At 76.2% G+C, this 16,201-nt stretch carries 18 protein-coding genes; 8 read left to right on the top strand and 10 right to left on the bottom strand.

Annotated features, from left to right (window positions below; genetic code table 11):
* Positions 1–73 precede the first annotated feature (73 nt).
* The 3 genes from PHY01_RS16795 to PHY01_RS16785 are packed head-to-tail and all read left to right on the top strand — an operon-like array spanning position 74 to position 2,163.
* Positions 74–535: a sigma-70 family RNA polymerase sigma factor gene (locus PHY01_RS16795; RefSeq protein ID WP_246085958.1), complete on the top strand. Its 462-nt coding sequence runs from the start codon at positions 74–76 to the stop codon at positions 533–535.
* Entirely contained in the window at positions 532–1,191 is a 660-nt protein-coding gene (locus PHY01_RS16790) for an anti-sigma factor family protein (protein ID WP_141279798.1), read from the top strand. Before PHY01_RS16795 ends, PHY01_RS16790 begins: the two co-directional genes overlap by 4 nt.
* Before the next feature lie 12 nt (positions 1,192–1,203).
* Positions 1,204–2,163 (top strand): DUF6925 family protein, encoded by a 960-nt coding sequence (locus PHY01_RS16785; protein ID WP_141279797.1) that lies wholly within the window; start codon positions 1,204–1,206, stop codon positions 2,161–2,163.
* 2 nt (positions 2,164–2,165) lie between these two features.
* On the opposite strand, the gene PHY01_RS16780 is transcribed toward PHY01_RS16785, so the two are convergent.
* The 5 genes from PHY01_RS16780 to PHY01_RS16760 form a co-directional block, all read right to left on the bottom strand.
* Positions 2,166–2,549 carry a globin gene (locus tag PHY01_RS16780; protein WP_141279796.1) on the bottom strand — a complete coding sequence of 128 codons (384 nt, stop codon included), beginning with the start codon at positions 2,547–2,549 and terminating at the stop codon, positions 2,166–2,168.
* 67 nt (positions 2,550–2,616) lie between these two features.
* On the bottom strand, positions 2,617–3,576 hold the full coding sequence (locus tag PHY01_RS16775; RefSeq protein ID WP_141279795.1) for a mechanosensitive ion channel family protein: 960 nt from the start codon (positions 3,574–3,576) through the stop codon (positions 2,617–2,619).
* Positions 3,573–5,645: a prolyl oligopeptidase family serine peptidase gene (locus tag PHY01_RS16770; protein ID WP_141279794.1), complete on the bottom strand. Its 2,073-nt coding sequence runs from the start codon at positions 5,643–5,645 to the stop codon at positions 3,573–3,575. The genes PHY01_RS16775 and PHY01_RS16770 overlap by 4 nt, the downstream gene beginning before the upstream one ends.
* 16 nt (positions 5,646–5,661) lie before the next feature.
* A complete protein-coding gene (locus tag PHY01_RS16765; protein WP_141279793.1) occupies positions 5,662–6,870 on the bottom strand; it encodes an RNA polymerase sigma factor in 1,209 nt (402 codons plus the stop codon).
* Positions 6,860–7,237: a YciI family protein gene (locus PHY01_RS16760; protein ID WP_141279792.1), complete on the bottom strand. Its 378-nt coding sequence runs from the start codon at positions 7,235–7,237 to the stop codon at positions 6,860–6,862. Before PHY01_RS16760 ends, PHY01_RS16765 begins: the two co-directional genes overlap by 11 nt.
* A gap of 126 nt (positions 7,238–7,363) precedes the next feature.
* On the opposite strand from PHY01_RS16760, the gene PHY01_RS16755 reads away from it, so the two are divergent.
* Complete coding sequence (locus tag PHY01_RS16755; protein WP_141279791.1) at positions 7,364–7,801, top strand: SRPBCC domain-containing protein; 438 nt, start codon at positions 7,364–7,366, stop codon at positions 7,799–7,801.
* A gap of 15 nt (positions 7,802–7,816) precedes the next feature.
* Here PHY01_RS16755 and PHY01_RS16750 read toward each other — a convergent pair whose 3' ends face one another.
* The gene (locus PHY01_RS16750; RefSeq protein WP_141279790.1) at positions 7,817–8,467 is read right to left on the bottom strand and encodes a pyridoxamine 5'-phosphate oxidase family protein; all 651 of its coding nucleotides are present in this window, start codon (positions 8,465–8,467) and stop codon (positions 7,817–7,819) included.
* Positions 8,468–8,535: 68 nt separating this feature from the next.
* Here PHY01_RS16750 and pdxR point away from each other — a divergent pair, with 68 nt between their 5' ends.
* The 3 genes from pdxR to PHY01_RS16735 are packed head-to-tail and all read left to right on the top strand — an operon-like array spanning position 8,536 to position 10,981.
* Complete coding sequence (gene pdxR, locus PHY01_RS16745; protein ID WP_141279789.1) at positions 8,536–9,915, top strand: MocR-like pyridoxine biosynthesis transcription factor PdxR; 1,380 nt, start codon at positions 8,536–8,538, stop codon at positions 9,913–9,915.
* Between the two features lie 2 nt (positions 9,916–9,917).
* Positions 9,918–10,415, top strand: coding sequence for an O-acetyl-ADP-ribose deacetylase (locus PHY01_RS16740; RefSeq protein WP_141279788.1), 498 nt, complete (start codon positions 9,918–9,920; stop codon positions 10,413–10,415).
* The gene (locus PHY01_RS16735; protein ID WP_141279787.1) at positions 10,412–10,981 is read left to right on the top strand and encodes a YdeI/OmpD-associated family protein; all 570 of its coding nucleotides are present in this window, start codon (positions 10,412–10,414) and stop codon (positions 10,979–10,981) included. The genes PHY01_RS16740 and PHY01_RS16735 overlap by 4 nt, the downstream gene beginning before the upstream one ends.
* 10 nt (positions 10,982–10,991) lie before the next feature.
* Here PHY01_RS16735 and pruA read toward each other — a convergent pair whose 3' ends face one another.
* Positions 10,992–12,611, bottom strand: a complete 1,620-nt coding sequence (pruA, locus tag PHY01_RS16730; protein WP_141279785.1) for an L-glutamate gamma-semialdehyde dehydrogenase — start codon at positions 12,609–12,611, stop codon at positions 10,992–10,994.
* Between the two features lie 59 nt (positions 12,612–12,670).
* Positions 12,671–14,251, bottom strand: coding sequence for a PucR family transcriptional regulator (locus PHY01_RS16725; RefSeq protein ID WP_141279783.1), 1,581 nt, complete (start codon positions 14,249–14,251; stop codon positions 12,671–12,673).
* Positions 14,252–14,333: 82 nt separating this feature from the next.
* On the opposite strand from PHY01_RS16725, the gene PHY01_RS16720 reads away from it, so the two are divergent.
* On the top strand, positions 14,334–15,242 hold the full coding sequence (locus PHY01_RS16720) for a proline dehydrogenase family protein (RefSeq protein ID WP_141279781.1): 909 nt from the start codon (positions 14,334–14,336) through the stop codon (positions 15,240–15,242).
* Here PHY01_RS16720 and PHY01_RS16715 read toward each other — a convergent pair whose 3' ends face one another.
* Entirely contained in the window at positions 15,243–15,680 is a 438-nt protein-coding gene (locus tag PHY01_RS16715; protein ID WP_141279779.1) for a TIGR03618 family F420-dependent PPOX class oxidoreductase, read from the bottom strand.
* Positions 15,681–15,690: 10 nt separating this feature from the next.
* Positions 15,691–16,095 (bottom strand): hypothetical protein, encoded by a 405-nt coding sequence (locus PHY01_RS26575; protein ID WP_170183852.1) that lies wholly within the window; start codon positions 16,093–16,095, stop codon positions 15,691–15,693.
* Between the last annotated feature and the right edge of the window lie 106 nt (positions 16,096–16,201).

Raw genomic sequence — 16,201 nt, 5'->3', positions numbered from 1 at the left:
GGCGGCGATCGGGGGTGGCCTCCTGCATGACGAGGCCGGTCTGCGTGCCGCGCACCGGTAGCACGCCGGCGAGCTGTTCCGGTTCGCGCGGCGCCAACTCGGGGACACCGGGGCGGCGGAGGACGTCGTCCAGGAGGTGTTCCTGCGTGCCTGGCGCTCGGCCGACACCTTCGACGCCGGACGCGGCTCGTTGCGCGCGTGGCTGTTCGCGATCGCGCGCAACCTCGTCGTCGACCACACCCGGCGCCGGGCGGTGCGGCCGGTCCAGCCGGTCGACGCCGAGCGGCTGGCCGTCCTCGCGGGCGGCGACGGCGGGTTCGACGAGGCGACGATGACGGCCTGGACGGTGGAGGAGGCGCTGCGCCGCCTCAGCGAGGAGCACCGCGTCGCGCTGGTGGAGACCTACCTGCGCGGGCGGCCCTACGGCGAGGTGTCGGCGGAGCTGGGCGTGCCGGTGGGTACCGTCCGCAGCCGCGTGTTCTACGGGCTCAAGGCCCTGCGACTGGTGCTGGACGAAATGGGAGTGCAGCTGTGACGGGCGAGACGCATCGGACGATCCGGGAGCAGCTCGGCGCCTACGCGCTGGGCCAGCTCGACGGTGACCGGTGGCACGCGGTGCACGACCACCTGGCGGGGTGCGCGGCCTGCCGCGCCGACCTCGAGGAGATCGCGCCGGTGGCGGGCCTGCTCGGGGGTGCCCGCGACCGGCTGGGCGACCTCGATCCCGGACCCCCGCCGCCGCCCCTGCCGGACGCGCTGATCGCGGAGGTGCGCGCGACCGCACCCGCCCCGCGCCCGCGCCGCCCGCGGCGGGTGCTGCTGGCCGCCGCGGCGGCCGGGGTGCTGGTCGCCGGTGGGGCCGGGTACGCGGTCGGCACGACGGCCGGGCAGGGCCCCCGGGAGCCGGTCGCGGTGCGCGCGCTCGACCCGGCCGTCCGGGCCAGTGCCGACCTGGTGCCGCACACCTGGGGCATGGAGGTGGTGCTGACCGCCACCGGCTTCGCCCCGGGCACCGCCTACGTCGTCACCGTCACCGACGACGCGGGACGCGTCGTCGGGGCCGGGGAGTTCCTGGGCACCGGTGCGGCCGAGATGCGCTGCAACCTCAACTCGTCGGTGCTGCGTGCCGACGCCTCCCTCGTGCAGGTCACCGCACCCGACGGACAGGTCGTACTCGACGCCTCCGTGTGACACGCTCTGCCGATGGATCGGACGACGGACCCCGCGCTCGGCCCCGTCCGCGTCCTCGTCGAGGAGCATCTGGCGCTGGAGACGTCCTCGTGGTCGGCCGGTGCGCCGGGCGCGACGGCCCGGCTCACCCGGATCCCGGGGGAGACCGTGCAGCGCGGGCCGAACAGCGTGGTCACCCCGCGGGGCGGGCTGCGGGTCGTGCTGCCCGACGACGCGACCGCGATCGCCTACGAGACGCCCTCTGCGCGCGACCCCCTGCGCTGGCTGCACGCCGTCGCGTTCTGCGTGCCCGACGAGGCCGCCCGCGGCGCCGGGCGGCGGGTCGTCACCGAGCTCGGGCCCGACACGCAGGCGCTGCGCCCCGCCGACCTGGCGGGCGAGCTGTTCGACCTCGGCCTGGGCGCCCCGGCCGCCGACGTGCTCGTGCGCACCTCCGACCCCGCGGCGCTGGCCGTGCTGCGGGCCGCCGTCGGCCGCGACGCCGTCACCGGTGGGCTGCTCGCGCAGCTCACCGGTGACGGCGTCGCGGCCGGGCGGATGGAGATCACCGCGCCGGGCGGCGGCACCGGGCTGCGGCTGCGGCCCGCGCTCGTCCGCCACGATCCCGGGCCCGCGGCCCACCTGCCGGTGCCCGACGGCTGGACGCCGGTGCTGCGGCTGCACCCCGCCCACCCCGCCGCGGAGGCCGACGGGCGGCCCGTGCCGTTCGACCCGGGGCGCGACGACGCGTTCCGGGCGCTGCTCGCCGAGCACGGCGACCCGGTGCTCGGGGTGGTCGTGGCCGACGTCGTCGACGCGGTGCGGGCGATGCGCGGCCCGGAGACGGTGGACCTGCCCGGTGACCCGGCCAGCCGCGCCGCCGTCGCGGTGACGCTGCGCCGCCTGGCGTTCCTCGACGGCACGTCCGGCACGCTGGCGGCCTGGCGCGGGCACTACGGGCCGACCGTGGAGCTGGCCGACCCCGACGAGTGAGCTCAGAAGTCCGAGTTCTGCATGCTCGCGGCCGCGTAGGTCATGTACTCCCAGATCTGGTCGCGGTGGGCGTCGTCGAAGCCGGCCTCGTCGACGGCGATCCGCATGCAGCGCAGCCACGCGTCGCGCTCGATGGGGCCGATCTTGAACGGGTGGTGGCGCATCCGCAGGCGGGGGTGCCCGCGCTGGTCGGAGTAGGTGCGCGGGCCGCCCCAGTACTGCTCCAGGAACATCCGCAGCCGGACCTCGGCCGGGCCGAGGTCCTGCTCCGGGTAGAGCGGGAGGAGGACGTCGTCGCGGGCGACCTCCTCGTAGAACCGGGAGACGAGCTTGTCGAAGACGGGCGCGCCGCCCACCTCGGCGTAGAAGTTTCGGGGATCGGTCACGACCCCATCATCCCCCCGCCCGGATCCGGGGGACTCGGGGGCGGGATACGGGGGACTCGCGGGTGGGTCATTTGGTCAGCGGCGGGCCGGCGGGGGGCAGGGCGGGGAGCAGGCCGGGGCGCGGGACGCGGGCGTCGTCGAAGGCGTCGGTGAGCGCGGCGTTGAGGGCGCGCTGGACGACCCACTGCTGGCCCGGCGCGACCTTGACCGTCACCCGCAGCGTGACGCCCTCGGGCCCGACCCGGTCGACACCGAGCACCTCGACGGGTTCCATGACGTGCGGGGCCAGGTCGTCCTTGGTCACCCGCTCCTGGGAGATGGTGCCGATGAGCGCGGTGGCCTCGGCGATGTCGGCGCTGTGCGCCACCGGGATGTCGACGACGGCCACGGCGTAGCCCTGGCTCTTGTTGCCCACGCGCAGGATCTCGCCGTTGCGGACGTACCAGACGGTGCCGTTGATGTCGCGCAGCGTCGTGATCCGGAGCCCGACGGCCTCGACGGTGCCGCTGGCCTCCCCGAGGTCGACGATGTCGCCGACGCCGTACTGGTCCTCCAGCAGCATGAACATGCCGGAGAGGAAGTCGCGGACCAGGTTCTGCGCGCCGAAGCCGACCGCCACGCCGACGATGCCGGCCGAGGCGAGGATCGGCCCGAGGTTCACCCCGAACTCCGAGAGCACCATGATCGCGGCGATGGTCAGCACGATCACCGAGATGGTGGAGCGCAGCACCGAGCCGATGGTGCGGGCCCGCTGCGCGCGCCGGACCGGTGCGGCGGGCGACGCGGTGGCCGGCGCGCGGCGCGGGAGGCGGGCGGTGGCCGCCCCGTCGACGATGCGGGTGACCAAACGGTGCAGCAGGTACCGCGCGACGAACGCGAGCACCAGGATCAGGCCGATCTTGAGGGTGGTGCCGACGATCGTGTCGGCGGAGCGGGCCAGGAAGTCGTTGTTGGTCCACTCGTAGAACCGCGCGCACCAGGTGCCGGCCTCGGCGGCGCACGCGGGCTGTTCGGGGAGCAGGCTCATGGGTGGATCTCCAGTCCGGTGTGAGCGGCCAGGAAGGCGAGCTGGTCGGCGGCCAGCCCGACGGTGCGCGACACCGAGCGGGCGCCGTGGCCCACATCGGTCTCGCGGCGGAGCAGGATCGGGGCCCGACCCGTGCTCGCGTGCTGCAGCGCCGCGCACATCTTGCGGGCGTGCAGCGGGTCGACGCGCGAGTCGGACTCGAACACCGTGAACAGTGTCGCCGGGTAGCCGACGCCGTCGGTGACGTGGTGGTAGGGCGAGTAGGACAGCAGCCAGCCCAGCTCGGTGGGGTCGGCCGCCGTGCCGTACTCCTCGTTCCAGGTGCGCCCGAGGGAGAACTCCTCGTAGCGCACCATGTCCAGCAGCGGGGCCGAGCAGACGACCGCCGCGTAGAGGTCGGGACGCTGCACGAGCGCCGCCCCGACGAGCAGGCCGCCGTTGGACCCGCCCATGATCGACAGCTGTGCTGGGGTGGTGTCGCCCGCGTCGACCAGGGCCTGCGCGGCGGCGTGCAGGTCGTCGAACACGTTCTGTTTGTGGGCGCGGTTGCCGGCGCGGTGCCAGTCCTCGCCCTCCTCGCCGCCGCCGCGCAGCGAGACCAGCGCGTACCCGCCGCCCGCGGCCACCCAGGCCAGCGCGGACGCGGTGTAGGCGGGCTCCCGGCTGATGCCGAACCCGCCGTAGCCGGTGACCAGCGTGGGGCGGGGGCCCGTCGAGCCGGCGGGGGTGATGACGAACATGCGCACGGTGGTGCCGTCGGCGGAGGTGAACTCGCGCTGCTCGCTGCGCACCGTGGGGACGGTGACCGCGCCCGGGGCGGTGCGCTCCAGGACCGTGGCGCCGGTGGCGAGGTCGAAGCGGTGCACCTGCGGCGGGGTGACCAGGTCGGTGAAGCCGATCCACAGCCTGCCGTGCTCGGCGGGGGTGTCGCGGTCGGCGACGGTGAGGCCGTGCACCGACCCGGTCCCGGGCAGGTCGACGGTGCCCGCGGGCGTGCCGTCGACGTGGTGCAGCGCGATCTCCGAGACCGCGTGGCGCGAGCGCAGCAGCGCCAGCCGCGCGCCGTCGGGCCCCTCGATGCGGCGGACGCCGTCGAGCACCGAGCCCGGGTCCTCGTCGACGAGCGGGCGCCAGTGCGCGCGCTGCGGCGCCGCCGGGTCGGCGACGGCGAGGCGCCAGCGCGGGGCGCCGTCGGTGGTGAGCAGGTAGAGCCGGTCGTCGCGGTCGACCCAGGCGTCGCACTGCACGTCGTCGTCCTGGTGCAGGACCCGGACCAGCTCGCCGTCGACGGGGCCGACCCACAGGCTGTCGCGCCGGGCCGTGCCGACGTTGGCGGTGACGACGAGCCAGGCGCCGTCGCGGGAGACCCGCACGCCGTAGTAGTTGTGGCCGTCGTAGAGGCCGGGGGCGTCGACGAGGGTGTCGTCGCTGGTCGGGGTGCCGACCCGGTGGCGCCAGATGCGGCGGTGGAAGGCCTGCTCGCCGTCGGGCACCTCGGCGGCGTCGACCATCCGGACGAACAGGAACTCCTCGCCGCCGGGCAGCCAGGCGACCGCGGAGTAGCGGCAGCGGTCGATCGGGGGCTCCACCTCCTGGCCGGTCGCGACGTCGAGCACGTGCAGCACCGAGTACTCGTCGCCGCCCGCGGAGAGCTGGTAGGCCAGGCGGGCGCCCTCCAGGTCGGGCACCCAGCCGTCGATCGTGGTGCGGCCGGTCGGGTCGATCGCCATGGGGTCGAGCAGCACGCGCTCGGCGCCGTCGGGCTCGCGGACCAGCACCACGGCGTGCTCCTGCCCCGGTTCCCGGCGCACGGAGAACGCGCGCCCGGCCCGCCACAGCGGCACCGAGACCGACCCGGCCGCCAGCAGCTCGTGCAGCCGCCCGGCCAGCGCGTCGCGGCCGGGGAGCCCGTCGAGGTGGGTGCGGGCCAGCTCGTCCTGCGCCGCCGACCACGCCGTCGTGCGCGGGTCGTCGGCGTCCTCCAGCCAGCGGTACGGGTCGGCGACGCGGTGGCCGTGCAGCGTCTCGACGAGGTCCAGACGTTCGGCGGGGGGATACGGCGGGCTCACGCGGAACGAGGTTACGTCACCCGGGCGGGTGGTCGGCCGCCCCTTCCGACCAGCGCGCGAACGTCGTGACCAGGTGCGCGCGCAGGGCCGGGTCCTCGGTCAGGCCCAGTGCGATCCGCGTCGCACCCGACGGGTCGGCCCCGGTGCGGTGCAGGCAGTGCGCGCGCACGACCCAGTGCGGCTGGTAGGTCGGCGCGTCGAGGGCGTCGAGCATCGCCAGTACCGCGGCGGGCGCGCCGGCCTGCATGTGGGCGGCCGCCCTGGCGACGTGCGCCCCGATCGACGGGGTGTGGGCCACCAGGTCGTCGTAGAGCGCCGCGATCGTCGCCCAGTCGGTGCTCCCGGTGACCGCGCGCCGGTTGTGCACCGACTGGATCGCGGCCTGGATCCGGTACGGGCCGGGTGCCGTGGCCCGGGCGAGGTGCCGCTCCGCCTCGGCCATCAGCGCGGGCGCCCAGCGCCGCACGTCCTGCTCGTCGAGCGGGACGAAGGTGCCGTCGTCGGCGCGGCGGGCCCGCTCGCGGGCGGCCCCGTGCAGCAGCGCGGCGAGCAGGCCGTGCGCCTCGGACTCGCCCGGCAGCAGCTGGGTGACCAGCCGGGCCAGCCGCAGCGCCTCGTCGACGAGCCCGGAGCGCTCGTCCCACCCGGTGCCGTAGGCGGCGTAGATCGCGTCGAGGACGAACTCCAGCCGCTCGGGCAGCTGGTCGGGTCCGGGCACCGCGAACGGGATGCCGGCCTGCTTGATCTTCGTCTTGGCGCGCACCAGGCGCCGCCCCATCGCGGCGGGGGAGACCAGGAACGCCGAGGCGATCCGGGCCGCGTCCAGGCCCAGCACCGCCTGCAGCATCAGCGGGCTGCGCACGCCCACCGCGATGGCCGGGTGCGCGCAGGTGAACAGCAGCTCCAGGCGCTTGTCCGGGATCGTCGACGGCGTGCCCGGCTCGTCCTGGTGCATCAGCCGCGCGAGCGAGGGCAGCGCGCGGGTCGCGACGTCGCGGTGGCGGGCCGCGTCGATCAGCGTGCGGCGGGCGGCGGTGAGCAGCCACGCCTCCGGGCGGTCCGGGACGCCGGTGCGGGGCCAGCTGCGCACGGCCGAGAGATAGGCCTCGGCGAGCGCGTCCTCGGCGGCGGCGAGGTCGCGGGTGCCGGCCGCGAGGTGGGCGAGCAGCCGCCCCCACGAGGCGCGGGCCGCCTCCTCGACGGCCCGCCGCGCGTCAGCCGGCACCGGTGCTCGCGTAGTACTCCGGCGTCATCAACGGCCGCACCTCGACCGCCCCGCGCGCCGCGGCCGGGCAGCGCGCCGCCCACTCCAGGGCGGCGTCGAGATCGGGGACGTCGATCACGAAGTAGCCGCCCAGCTGCTCCTTGGTGTCGGCGAACGGGCCGTCGTGCACGACCCGCTGCCCGTCGCGCAGCCGCACGGTGGTGGACGTGGCGGGCGGGTGCAGCCCGCCGGTGCCGGTCATCACGCCGCTCTCGGACAGCGCGGCGAGGTACGCGCCCCAGCCGGCCCAGTACTCGGCGCCGCGCTCCGGGTCCTCGCGCTCCGCGAACTCCTCGGCGGTCTCCATGGCCATGATCAGGTACTGCACGGTCGCCTCCTGTGGTGGGTCCTCCCCGTCCGACGGGCCCGGGCCGCGGTTCCGACAGTCTGCGACGTGTGACGTAGGTCTCATCCGTGAGGTGTCGGAATCGGCGGCCCGCCCCGTCGTCCCGGCATGACCACACAGATGATCCGTATCGCGATCCGTGCCGACGCCGAGCAGGTGTTCGCCGCGCTGACCGACGGGAAGCAGACCCCGGCCTACTACTACGGCTTCGAGGCCGAGTTCGACCTCGGGGCCGGGCGCCTCTACCGCTACACCGCGGGCGGCGCCGACGTCATCACCGGGACGGTGCTCGCCGTCGAGCCCGGCCGCAGCCTGCGGACCACGTTCCGCGGGGCGTGGGCGCCGGACGTCGCCGCGCTGCCGGAGTCGACCGTCACCTACACGCTGGGCGACCCACCGATGCCGGCGCCGGGCGTCACCGTCCTGACGCTGGTGCACGAGGGCCTGCCCGAGGGCGGGACGGCGGCGGGCATCGAGATGGGCTGGGTGCTGATCCTCTCCGGGCTCAAGACGCTCCTGGAGACCGAACGCCCCATGATCGCCTGAACCCGCGACCGGGGATCAGTGCCGGTCGGTGACGTGTGCGGGTACCGGCACGTCGGGCGGGAGCAGCGGGCAGGGCTGCGGGGGGTCGAACACCGTGCGGACCGGCAGCACGCCCGCCCACACCCCGCCCGCGGCGACGTCCTCGTCGTCGTCACCGGGCGGCCCGGTGCGCACCTTGACGCTGGCCTCGGCCAGCTCCAGGGCGAGCACCGCGGTGGCGGCGAGCTCCCGGCGGTTCGGCCCGCGGGCGTGCGCCCAGGACCCGGGCGACATGTTCTCGGTGATCGCCCGCAGCCCGTCGAGGCGCTCGGCGTCGCCGGTGACCAGCCGGGGCACGCCGTGCACGACGGCGCTGCGGTAGTTCATCGAGAAGTGCATCACCGCGCGGGCGTGCACGATCCCGTCGACGTGGGTGACGGTGACGCAGACCGGCTCGCCCCGCGCCGCCGCCCGCAGCGTGGCCGCGCCGGTGGACCCGTGCAGGTAGAGGGTGTCGTCGATCCGGCCGTAGCCGGTGGGCAGCACGACCGGCGCGCCCCCGAGCACGATCCCGAGATGGCAGACCATGCCCGCGTCGAGCACGGCGTACAGGTCGGCGCGGTCGGTGCGGGCCCGGAGCGGGAGGCGCCGGACCGTGCTGCGGGGGGTGGGCGAGAGCGTCGTCATGGTTCCATCCTGAGCGCCGGAGTGGCATCCTCCGAGAGCCATTTCCACTCCGTCCCGGAAGGCCACCGGTGGATCTCCCGGCGATCGTGCTCGACCGCGCGGCGGAGCGCCCGCTCCCGGTGCAGCTCGCCGGCGCCCTGCGCGCGGCCACCGCGGGCGGTGTCCTGCGTCCCGGCGACCGGCTGCCGTCGACGCGGGCGCTGGCCGTCACGCTCGGGGTCAGCCGCACCGTCACGGCCGCGGCCTACGACCAGCTGCTGGCCGAGGGCTGGGTCAGTGCCCGGCGCGGGGCGGGGACGTTCGTGGAGACGGTCCCGCCTGTCGATCTCGGCAGTACAGCCACGATGCCGCCGTCTCGCGGCAGCACAGTGGCTTTACTGCCGTCCGGGGTGGACCTCGGGGCCGGAACGCCGTGCGTCGAGGTGCTCGACCGGGCCGCGTGGCGGCGGGCCTGGCGGGCCGCCGCCGACGCCCCGCCCGACGCCGGCCCCGATCCCGTCGGCCTCCCCGCCTTCCGGGTCGCCGTCGTGGAGCACCTGCTGCGCCACCGCGGGCTGCCCGCCGACCCGGACGCGGTGCTGGCCACCTCCGGCAGCTCGGCCGCCGTCGCGGAGCTGGCCCGCACCCTGCCCCCGGGTGCGCGGGTGGCGGTGGAGGAGCCGGGCTACCGGCGGGCGGTCACCGCGCTGCGGGCGGCCGGGTGCACCGTCGTGCCGGTGCCGGTGCCCGTGGACGCCGCCGGCCTCGTCGTCGACGCCGTGCCGCCCGGCGTCGACGCGGTCTACTGCACCCCCGCCCACCAGTTCCCGCTCGGCGCGCGGCTGTCGGCGGCGCGGCGGGTGGCGCTCGTGGAGCGCGCGCGGCGGGAGGGCTTCCTGGTCGTCGAGGACGACTACGACGGCGAGCTGCGCTACGACGTGGCCCCGCTGCCGCTGCTGGCCGCGCTGGGTCCCGACGTCGTCGCGCACCTGGGCACGGCGAGCAAGCTGCTCACCCCGACCCTGGGCGTCGGCTGGCTGGTGGCGCCGCCCGCCGTGGTCGCCGCCGTGCGGGCGCAGCGCGACGCCACCGGCACCCGGCCCGCCCGCGCGGGCCAGCGGGTGTTCGTCGCGCTCGCCGCCCACGGCGACCTGGCCCGGCACCTGCGCAGGCTGCGCCGCGAGCTGGCCGGGCGGCGGGCCGAGGTCGTGGCGGCGCTGGGCGGGGCGGTCACCGGGGAGGAGGCCGGTGCGCACGTCGTCGCCCTGCTCCCGGACGGCGACGCCGAGCGCGCGGCGGTCGCGCAGGCCGCCCGGCACGGCGTCGCACTCGACGGCCTGGCGCGCCACCACGGCGGCCCGCCGGTCGCGAGCGGGATCGTCCTGGGCTACGCCGGGCCGACGCGCGCCGAGCTGCGGCGGGCCCTGCCGATCGCGGCCGACGCACTGGCGGCGGCCGCTACGGTCTGAGGATGCCCATCACGCTGCACCGGGGCGACATCACCACCGACGCCGCGGCCGACGCGATCGTCAACGCGGCGAACTCGACGCTGCTCGGCGGCGGAGGGGTCGACGGCGCCATCCACCGGGCCGCGGGCCCGTCGCTGCTGGCGCAGTGCCGGCGGATCGGCGGCTGCGCCACCGGCGACGCCGTGATCACCGGCGCGGGCGACCTCCCGGTCCGGCACGTGATCCACACGGTCGGTCCGGTGTGGCGCGGCGGCGGGCACGGCGAGCCGGAGCTGCTCGCGTCCTGCCACCGACGCTCGATCGCGCTGGCCGCCGCGCACGGCTGCACCCGCGTCGCGTTCCCGGCGATCAGCTGCGGCGTATACGGCTACCCGCTCGACCTCGCCGCGGCCGTCGCGGTCGAGGCCGCCGCGGCCGCGATCCGGGAGCACCCGGTGGAGGTGCGCTTCTGGCTCTTCGACGCCGCCGCCCACGCCGCGTTCGAGCGGGCGCTGCGGTGAGGGCGGACGCCGAGCGGTTCGAGCCCGGGTCACCGGCCGACTGGCGCGCCTGGCTCGCCGAGCACCACGGCCGCGGGTACGGGGTGTGGCTGGTGACCCGCCGCTCCGCGCCGCGCGTCACCTACGAGGAGGCGGTCGAGCAGGCGCTGTGCTTCGGCTGGGTGGACAGCACCGCGGGCCGCCTCGACGACGAGCGCACGATGCTCTGGTTCGCCCCGCGCAAGGCCCGCAGCGGCTGGGCGCGGACCAACAAGCTCCGTATCGAGCGGCTGATCGCCGAGGGGCTGATGCAGCCGGCCGGTCTCGCACTGGTCGAGGCGGCGAAGGCCGACGGGTCGTGGACGCTGCTCGACGACGTCGAGGACCTGGTCGTGCCCGACGACCTCGCCGCCGCGTTCACCGCGACCGGGCGGGCCCACTGGGACGACTTCCCGCGCTCCGCCCGCCGCGCGATCCTGGAGTGGATCGTGCAGGCCCGGCGGCCGGAGACGCGGGCGAGGCGGGTCGCCGAGACCGCGGCGAAGGCCGAGGTCGGCGAGCGGGCCAACCAGTGGAAGCGCGCGTGAACGGCCCGGATCAGCCCTGGTGCGGATAGCCGCTCGCGGTGGCGGCCACGGAGGTCTCCTTGATCGTCCGCGGGCTGGTCCAGCGGAGCAGGTTGAGCACCGAACCGGCCTTGTCGTTGGTGCCGCTGGCCCGGGCGCCCCCGAAGGGCTGCTGCCCGACGACGGCGCCGGTCGGCTTGTCGTTGACGTAGAGGTTGCCCGCGGCGAAGCGCAGCGCCTCGCCCGCCCGGGCCACGGCCGCGCGGTCGCGGGCGATGACCGCGCCGGTGAGGGCGTAGGGGGTGTCCTCGTCGACGCGGCGCAGCACGGTGTCGAAGTCGCCGTCGTCGTAGACGTGCACGGCCAGCAGCGGCCCGAAGTACTCGGTGCGGAACAGCGCGTGGGTCGGGTCGTCGCCGACGGCGACGGTGGGGCGCACGAACCAGCCGACCTCGTCGTCGGCGGTGCCGCCGGCGATCACGTCCAGCTCGGTGCGGGCCACCTGCTGGGCCGCGGTGACCCGGTCGTAGGCGCGCCGGTCGATGACCGCGCCCATGAAGTGGGAGAGGTCGGCGACGTCGCCCATGGACAGCGCGTCGACCTCGGCGGCCAGGTCGTCGCGCAGCCGGCGCCACACGCTGCGCGGCACGAACGCGCGGCTGGCGGCCGAGCACTTCTGCCCCTGGTACTCGAAGGCGCCGCGGACCAGCGCGGTGCGCAGCACGTCGACGTCGGCGCTGGGGTGGGCGAGCACGAAGTCCTTGCCGCCGGTCTCCCCGACCAGCCGCGGGTAGCTGCGGTAGCCCGCGATGTTCGCCCCGACCCGGCCCCACAGGTGCTGGAAGGTCGCCACGCTGCCGGTGAAGTGGATGCCGGCCAGGTGCGGGTCGGCGAGCAGCACGTCGGAGACGTCGCGGCCGTCGCCCGTCAGCAGGTTGACGACGCCGGGCGGCATCCCGGCCTCCTCCAGCAGCCGCATCGTCAGGTGCGCGGCGAGTGACTGGGTGGGCGAGGGCTTCCAGATCACCGTGTTGCCCATCAGGGCGGGCGCGGTGGGGAGGTTGCCGGCGATCGCGGTGAAGTTGAACGGGGTGACCGCGTAGACGAAGCCCTCCAGCGGCCGGTGGTCCATCCGGTTCCAGGTGCCCGGGGCGCTGTCGGGCTGGATCCCGTGGATCTCCCGGGCGAAGCCGACGTTGAACCGCCAGAAGTCGGCCAGCTCGCAGGCGGCGTCGATCTCGGCCTGGTGGCAGGTCTTGGACTGGCCGAGCATCGTCGCGGCGTTGAGCCGGTCGCGCCACGGGCCGGTGAGCAGGTCGGCGGCGCGCAGCAGCACGGCGGCGCGCTCGTCGAAGGGGAGCTCGCGCCACGCCGGGGCGGCGCGCAGGGCCGCCTCGACGGCGCCCTTCGCATCCTCCGGGGTGGCGTTCGCGCCGGTACCGAGGACGTGCGCGTGGTCGTGCGGGGCCACCACGTCGAACGGGGTGCCGGTGGCCAGGTGCTGCGCGCCGTCGATCGTGACGGTCAGCTCGTGGTGCCGCCCGCCGACCTCGGCCAGCGCGGCCTGCAGCGAGGTCCGCTCCGGGGAGCCGGGGGCGTAGGTGCGGACCGGCTCGTTGTGCGGCGCCGGGGTGCGGGTCAGGGCGTCCATGGGGACACGGTAGGAACGCCGGGCCGTCGCCGATCCGGCCGATCCGACAACGAAATGCCCTACCCGTTGTCGGATCGGCCGCGCAGGGCGGCGAGCAGGTGCAGGTGGTGGACGAGGCGGGCGCTCGGGTCGTCCAGGCGCAGCCCCGCCACCGCCGACGCCCGGCGCAGGCGGTGGCGCAGCGTGTTGGGGTGCACGGTCAGGTGCGCGGCGGCGGTGCGGACGTCGCCGAGGGCGTCGAGGTGGGCGAGCACCGAGCGGGCCAGGTCGCCGCCGTGCTCGGCGTCGTGGGCGAGCAGCGCGGCCGCGGCGGGGTCGTGCAGCCCGTCGAGCCGGGCGAGGGCCTCGTCGAGCAGGATCTCCGCGCGCAGGTCGGCCAGCGCGGCCACGTCGGCGCCGGGCGGCATGGCGTCCAGGACGCGGTCGGCGTCGGCGCGGGAGGCGGGCACCCCGGCCAGACCGGTGACGCCGGAGCCGATCCCGGCCCGCACCCGGGCGCCGGCCCGCCGCCCGGTGATCGCGACGACCTCGGCGCACATCGCGGTGAGCGCGGGCGGGACGCGGTCGGCCCGCACACCGGGCAGCACCGCGTACACCCGCGCCCCGACCGGGGCGGTGAGGGCGCCGCGCCGGAACGTCGCGGCGTGCACGGACACCACCCCGGCGAGCTCCGCCCCGGCCAGCTCCGTCCCCGCCGCCCCCGGCTCCGCCACCGCCGCGAACGCCACGACGACCGCCGGCTCCGCGGCGTCGAGACCGAAGGTGGCGGCCACCAGGTCGGCGCCGACCCGCCCATCGAGCAGCCCGGCCACGACGTCGCGGCTCCAGCGCGCGCCCGGCGACTGCTGCGAGCGCCGCCGCGCGAGATGTCCTGCCGCCACCCGCGCCGCCCCGACCAGCACGCTCTCGGCCCGCTCCGCGAACGGCGCCGATCCCTGCTGCACCCAGATCGTGCCGAGCTGGCGCTGCCCCGCGTGGATCCCGACGGCCAGGCGCCGCCGGATGCCCAGCTCGGCGTGCTCGTCGACGCGGACGACATCCTCGCCCGCGCGGAGACGGTCGAACACGCCCCAGCCGCGCAGCGTGGCCAGGTAGTCCGGCGGGCCCTGCCAGCCCAGGATCGACAGGCGGCGCAGCTCGTCGGGGTCGGTGGAGTCGGAGCGGGAGTAGGCGAGCACCCGGCTCGCGGTGTCCTCGATGCTGACCAGCCCGCCGGTCAGCAGGCCGACGGTCTGGGCCAGGGAGAACAGGTCGCCGTCCGCGCCGTCGTCCGCGCCGCCCTCGTCGAGGACGTCGTGGACGAGCGCGTCGAGCTGGTCCCAGCGGGCGTCGGCCCGGACGGCGAGCAGCGCCACGCCCGCGTCGGCGGCGGCCGCGACCAGCTCCTCGTCGGGGCCCGGGCCGGGCTTCACGGCCACCGCGACGGCCCCGTGCCGCGCCGCCGCCCGCAGCGGGCGCACCGCGTCGCGGCCGCGGGCGCCGATCAGCAGGACCAGGCGGCCGGGGTGGTCGGCCGGGTCGTCGTCGGGGTCGAGGATGGCCGTGCCGGAGACGGTGACGTCGAGACCCGCCGGTGCCACCCGGACGTCGACGAGGGGCTCGCCGAGGGCGGCCAGGACCTGGGCGAGCGTGCACTCCATCGTCGGATCCTACGGTTCGAGCGCGTTTCGTTGTCCGTTCCGACGAATCGGTGGACGGATGGCGCGCCTAGCGTCCCGGGACATGCTGAGGTCCGCCCTGCTGGCCGCGTCGCGATCCGGCGCGCTGCGCACGTTCGCCGAGGACAGCCCGCTGCTGCGCCCCGTCGTCGACCGGTTCGTCGCCGGCACGACCGTCGACGAGGCGGTGGCCGCCGCCCGCGCGCTGGTCGCCGACCGGCTCGTCACCGTCGACCACCTCGGGGAGGACACCACCGAACCGGAGCAGGCGGCCGCGACCGTCGAGGCCTACCTGGTGCTGCTGCGCAGGCTGTCCGACGACGGGCTCGCCGACCGCGTCGAGGTGTCGGTCAAGCTGTCGGCACTGGGGCAGAGCCTGCCCGGCGGGGACGCCGGGAAGATCGCGCTCGACCACGCCCGGCGGATCTGCGAGGCCGCCCACGCCGCCGGGACGACGGTCACCGTCGACATGGAGGGGCACACGACCACCGACTCGACGCTGGGGATCGTGCGCGAGCTGCGCGTCGACCACCCGTGGGTCGGGGCCGTCGTGCAGGCCGCGCTGCGCCGCACCGAGGGCGACTGCCGCGAGCTGGCCGGGTCCCGGGTGCGGCTGTGCAAGGGCGCCTACGACGAGCCGGCGTCGGTGGCGTTCCGCGAGCGGGCCGAGGTCGACCGGTCCTTCGTCCGCTGCCTGCGGATCCTCATGGCCGGGTCCGGGCTGCCGATGGTGGCCACCCACGACCCCGTCCTCATCGACATCGCGCGCCACCTCGGCCGCGGCCGGCCCTACGAGCTGCAGATGCTGCACGGCGTGCGCCCCGGCGAGCAGCGGGCGCTCGCGGCGGCGGGGGAGCGGGTGCGGGTCTACCTGCCCTACGGCGCGCAGTGGTACGGCTACCTCGTCCGGCGGCTGGCCGAGCGGCCCGCGAACCTGGCGTTCTTCGCCCGGTCGCTGCTGACGAAGAGCTGATCAGGCGTTGCCGTGGACCTTCCGCGGCGCGACCAGCACCGCGACCCGCCGCTCCTCTTGCATGGTGCGGTCGTAGGCGTCCCAGTCGTCGTGGGTGCCCCCGCACGCGGTGAACACCGCGCGCAGCAGCAGGCGCAGGGACTCGGCGTCGAAGTCGCCGTCGTCGGGGCCGAGCAGCTCCGCGTCGCCCTCGACGCCCGCCCAGCGCCAGCCCGCGCGCCACAGCAGCGAGGTGGCCGGGCGGGCGCGCAGGTTGCGGAGCTTGACGGGGCCGTAGGTCACGTAGCCGACGACGTCCGCGCCGGTGCGCGGGTGCTCCAGCACCCCGGCGTTGACGAGCGAGGTGTGCGGCGTGCCGTCCGCGCGCACGACGGCGACGCTCGCGAGACCGGAGTCCTGGGCGACGATGCGCCGCACGGCGGCGAGGTCGGTGCTCACCCGCGCGACGCTACAACAGCCTGCGCACCCCGCCCCGGGTGCTGAGGAAGACGCCCCGCAGCTCGACGGCCGCCGCGATGCAGGCGTCGGTGAGGGCCTGGGCCCAGTCGCGGTCCGACGGGCGCGGGGCGTCGGGGCCGAGGCGTTCGAGGGTGAGGACCACCGAGCCGCGGCCGAGGTCGGTGCGCAGGTCGGGGACCAGCTGCGCGAGCAGCGCGCCGAGCCGGGGGACCAGCGCGTCGGGGCGCGGGGGCAGGTCGGAGACCGGGGAGACCACCGGTGCCTGCCGGCCGTCGCCGTCGACGAACATGATCCAGAGCTGCCGGTCGGTGATCGCCGGTCCGACGAGCTCGCGGACGCGGGCGAGCACGTCGGCGTCGGTGAGCAGGAACGGGTGGTCGTGCGATGTCGTCATGGGCGTCACCGTGACGCACGGATCCCGGTTCCCGTGGGCGTTTCGCGCAACCTGTGGACAACCCGCTGCGCCGGACGGCCCAGCGCAGGTCACATCTCGGCGGCGG

The sequence above is a fragment of the Pseudonocardia hydrocarbonoxydans genome (assembly GCF_006539565.1).
Classification (GTDB): domain Bacteria; phylum Actinomycetota; class Actinomycetes; order Mycobacteriales; family Pseudonocardiaceae; genus Pseudonocardia; species Pseudonocardia hydrocarbonoxydans.
Note: the sequence above shows the minus strand (reverse complement) of the source record. Positions and strands in the feature narration are given on the sequence as shown.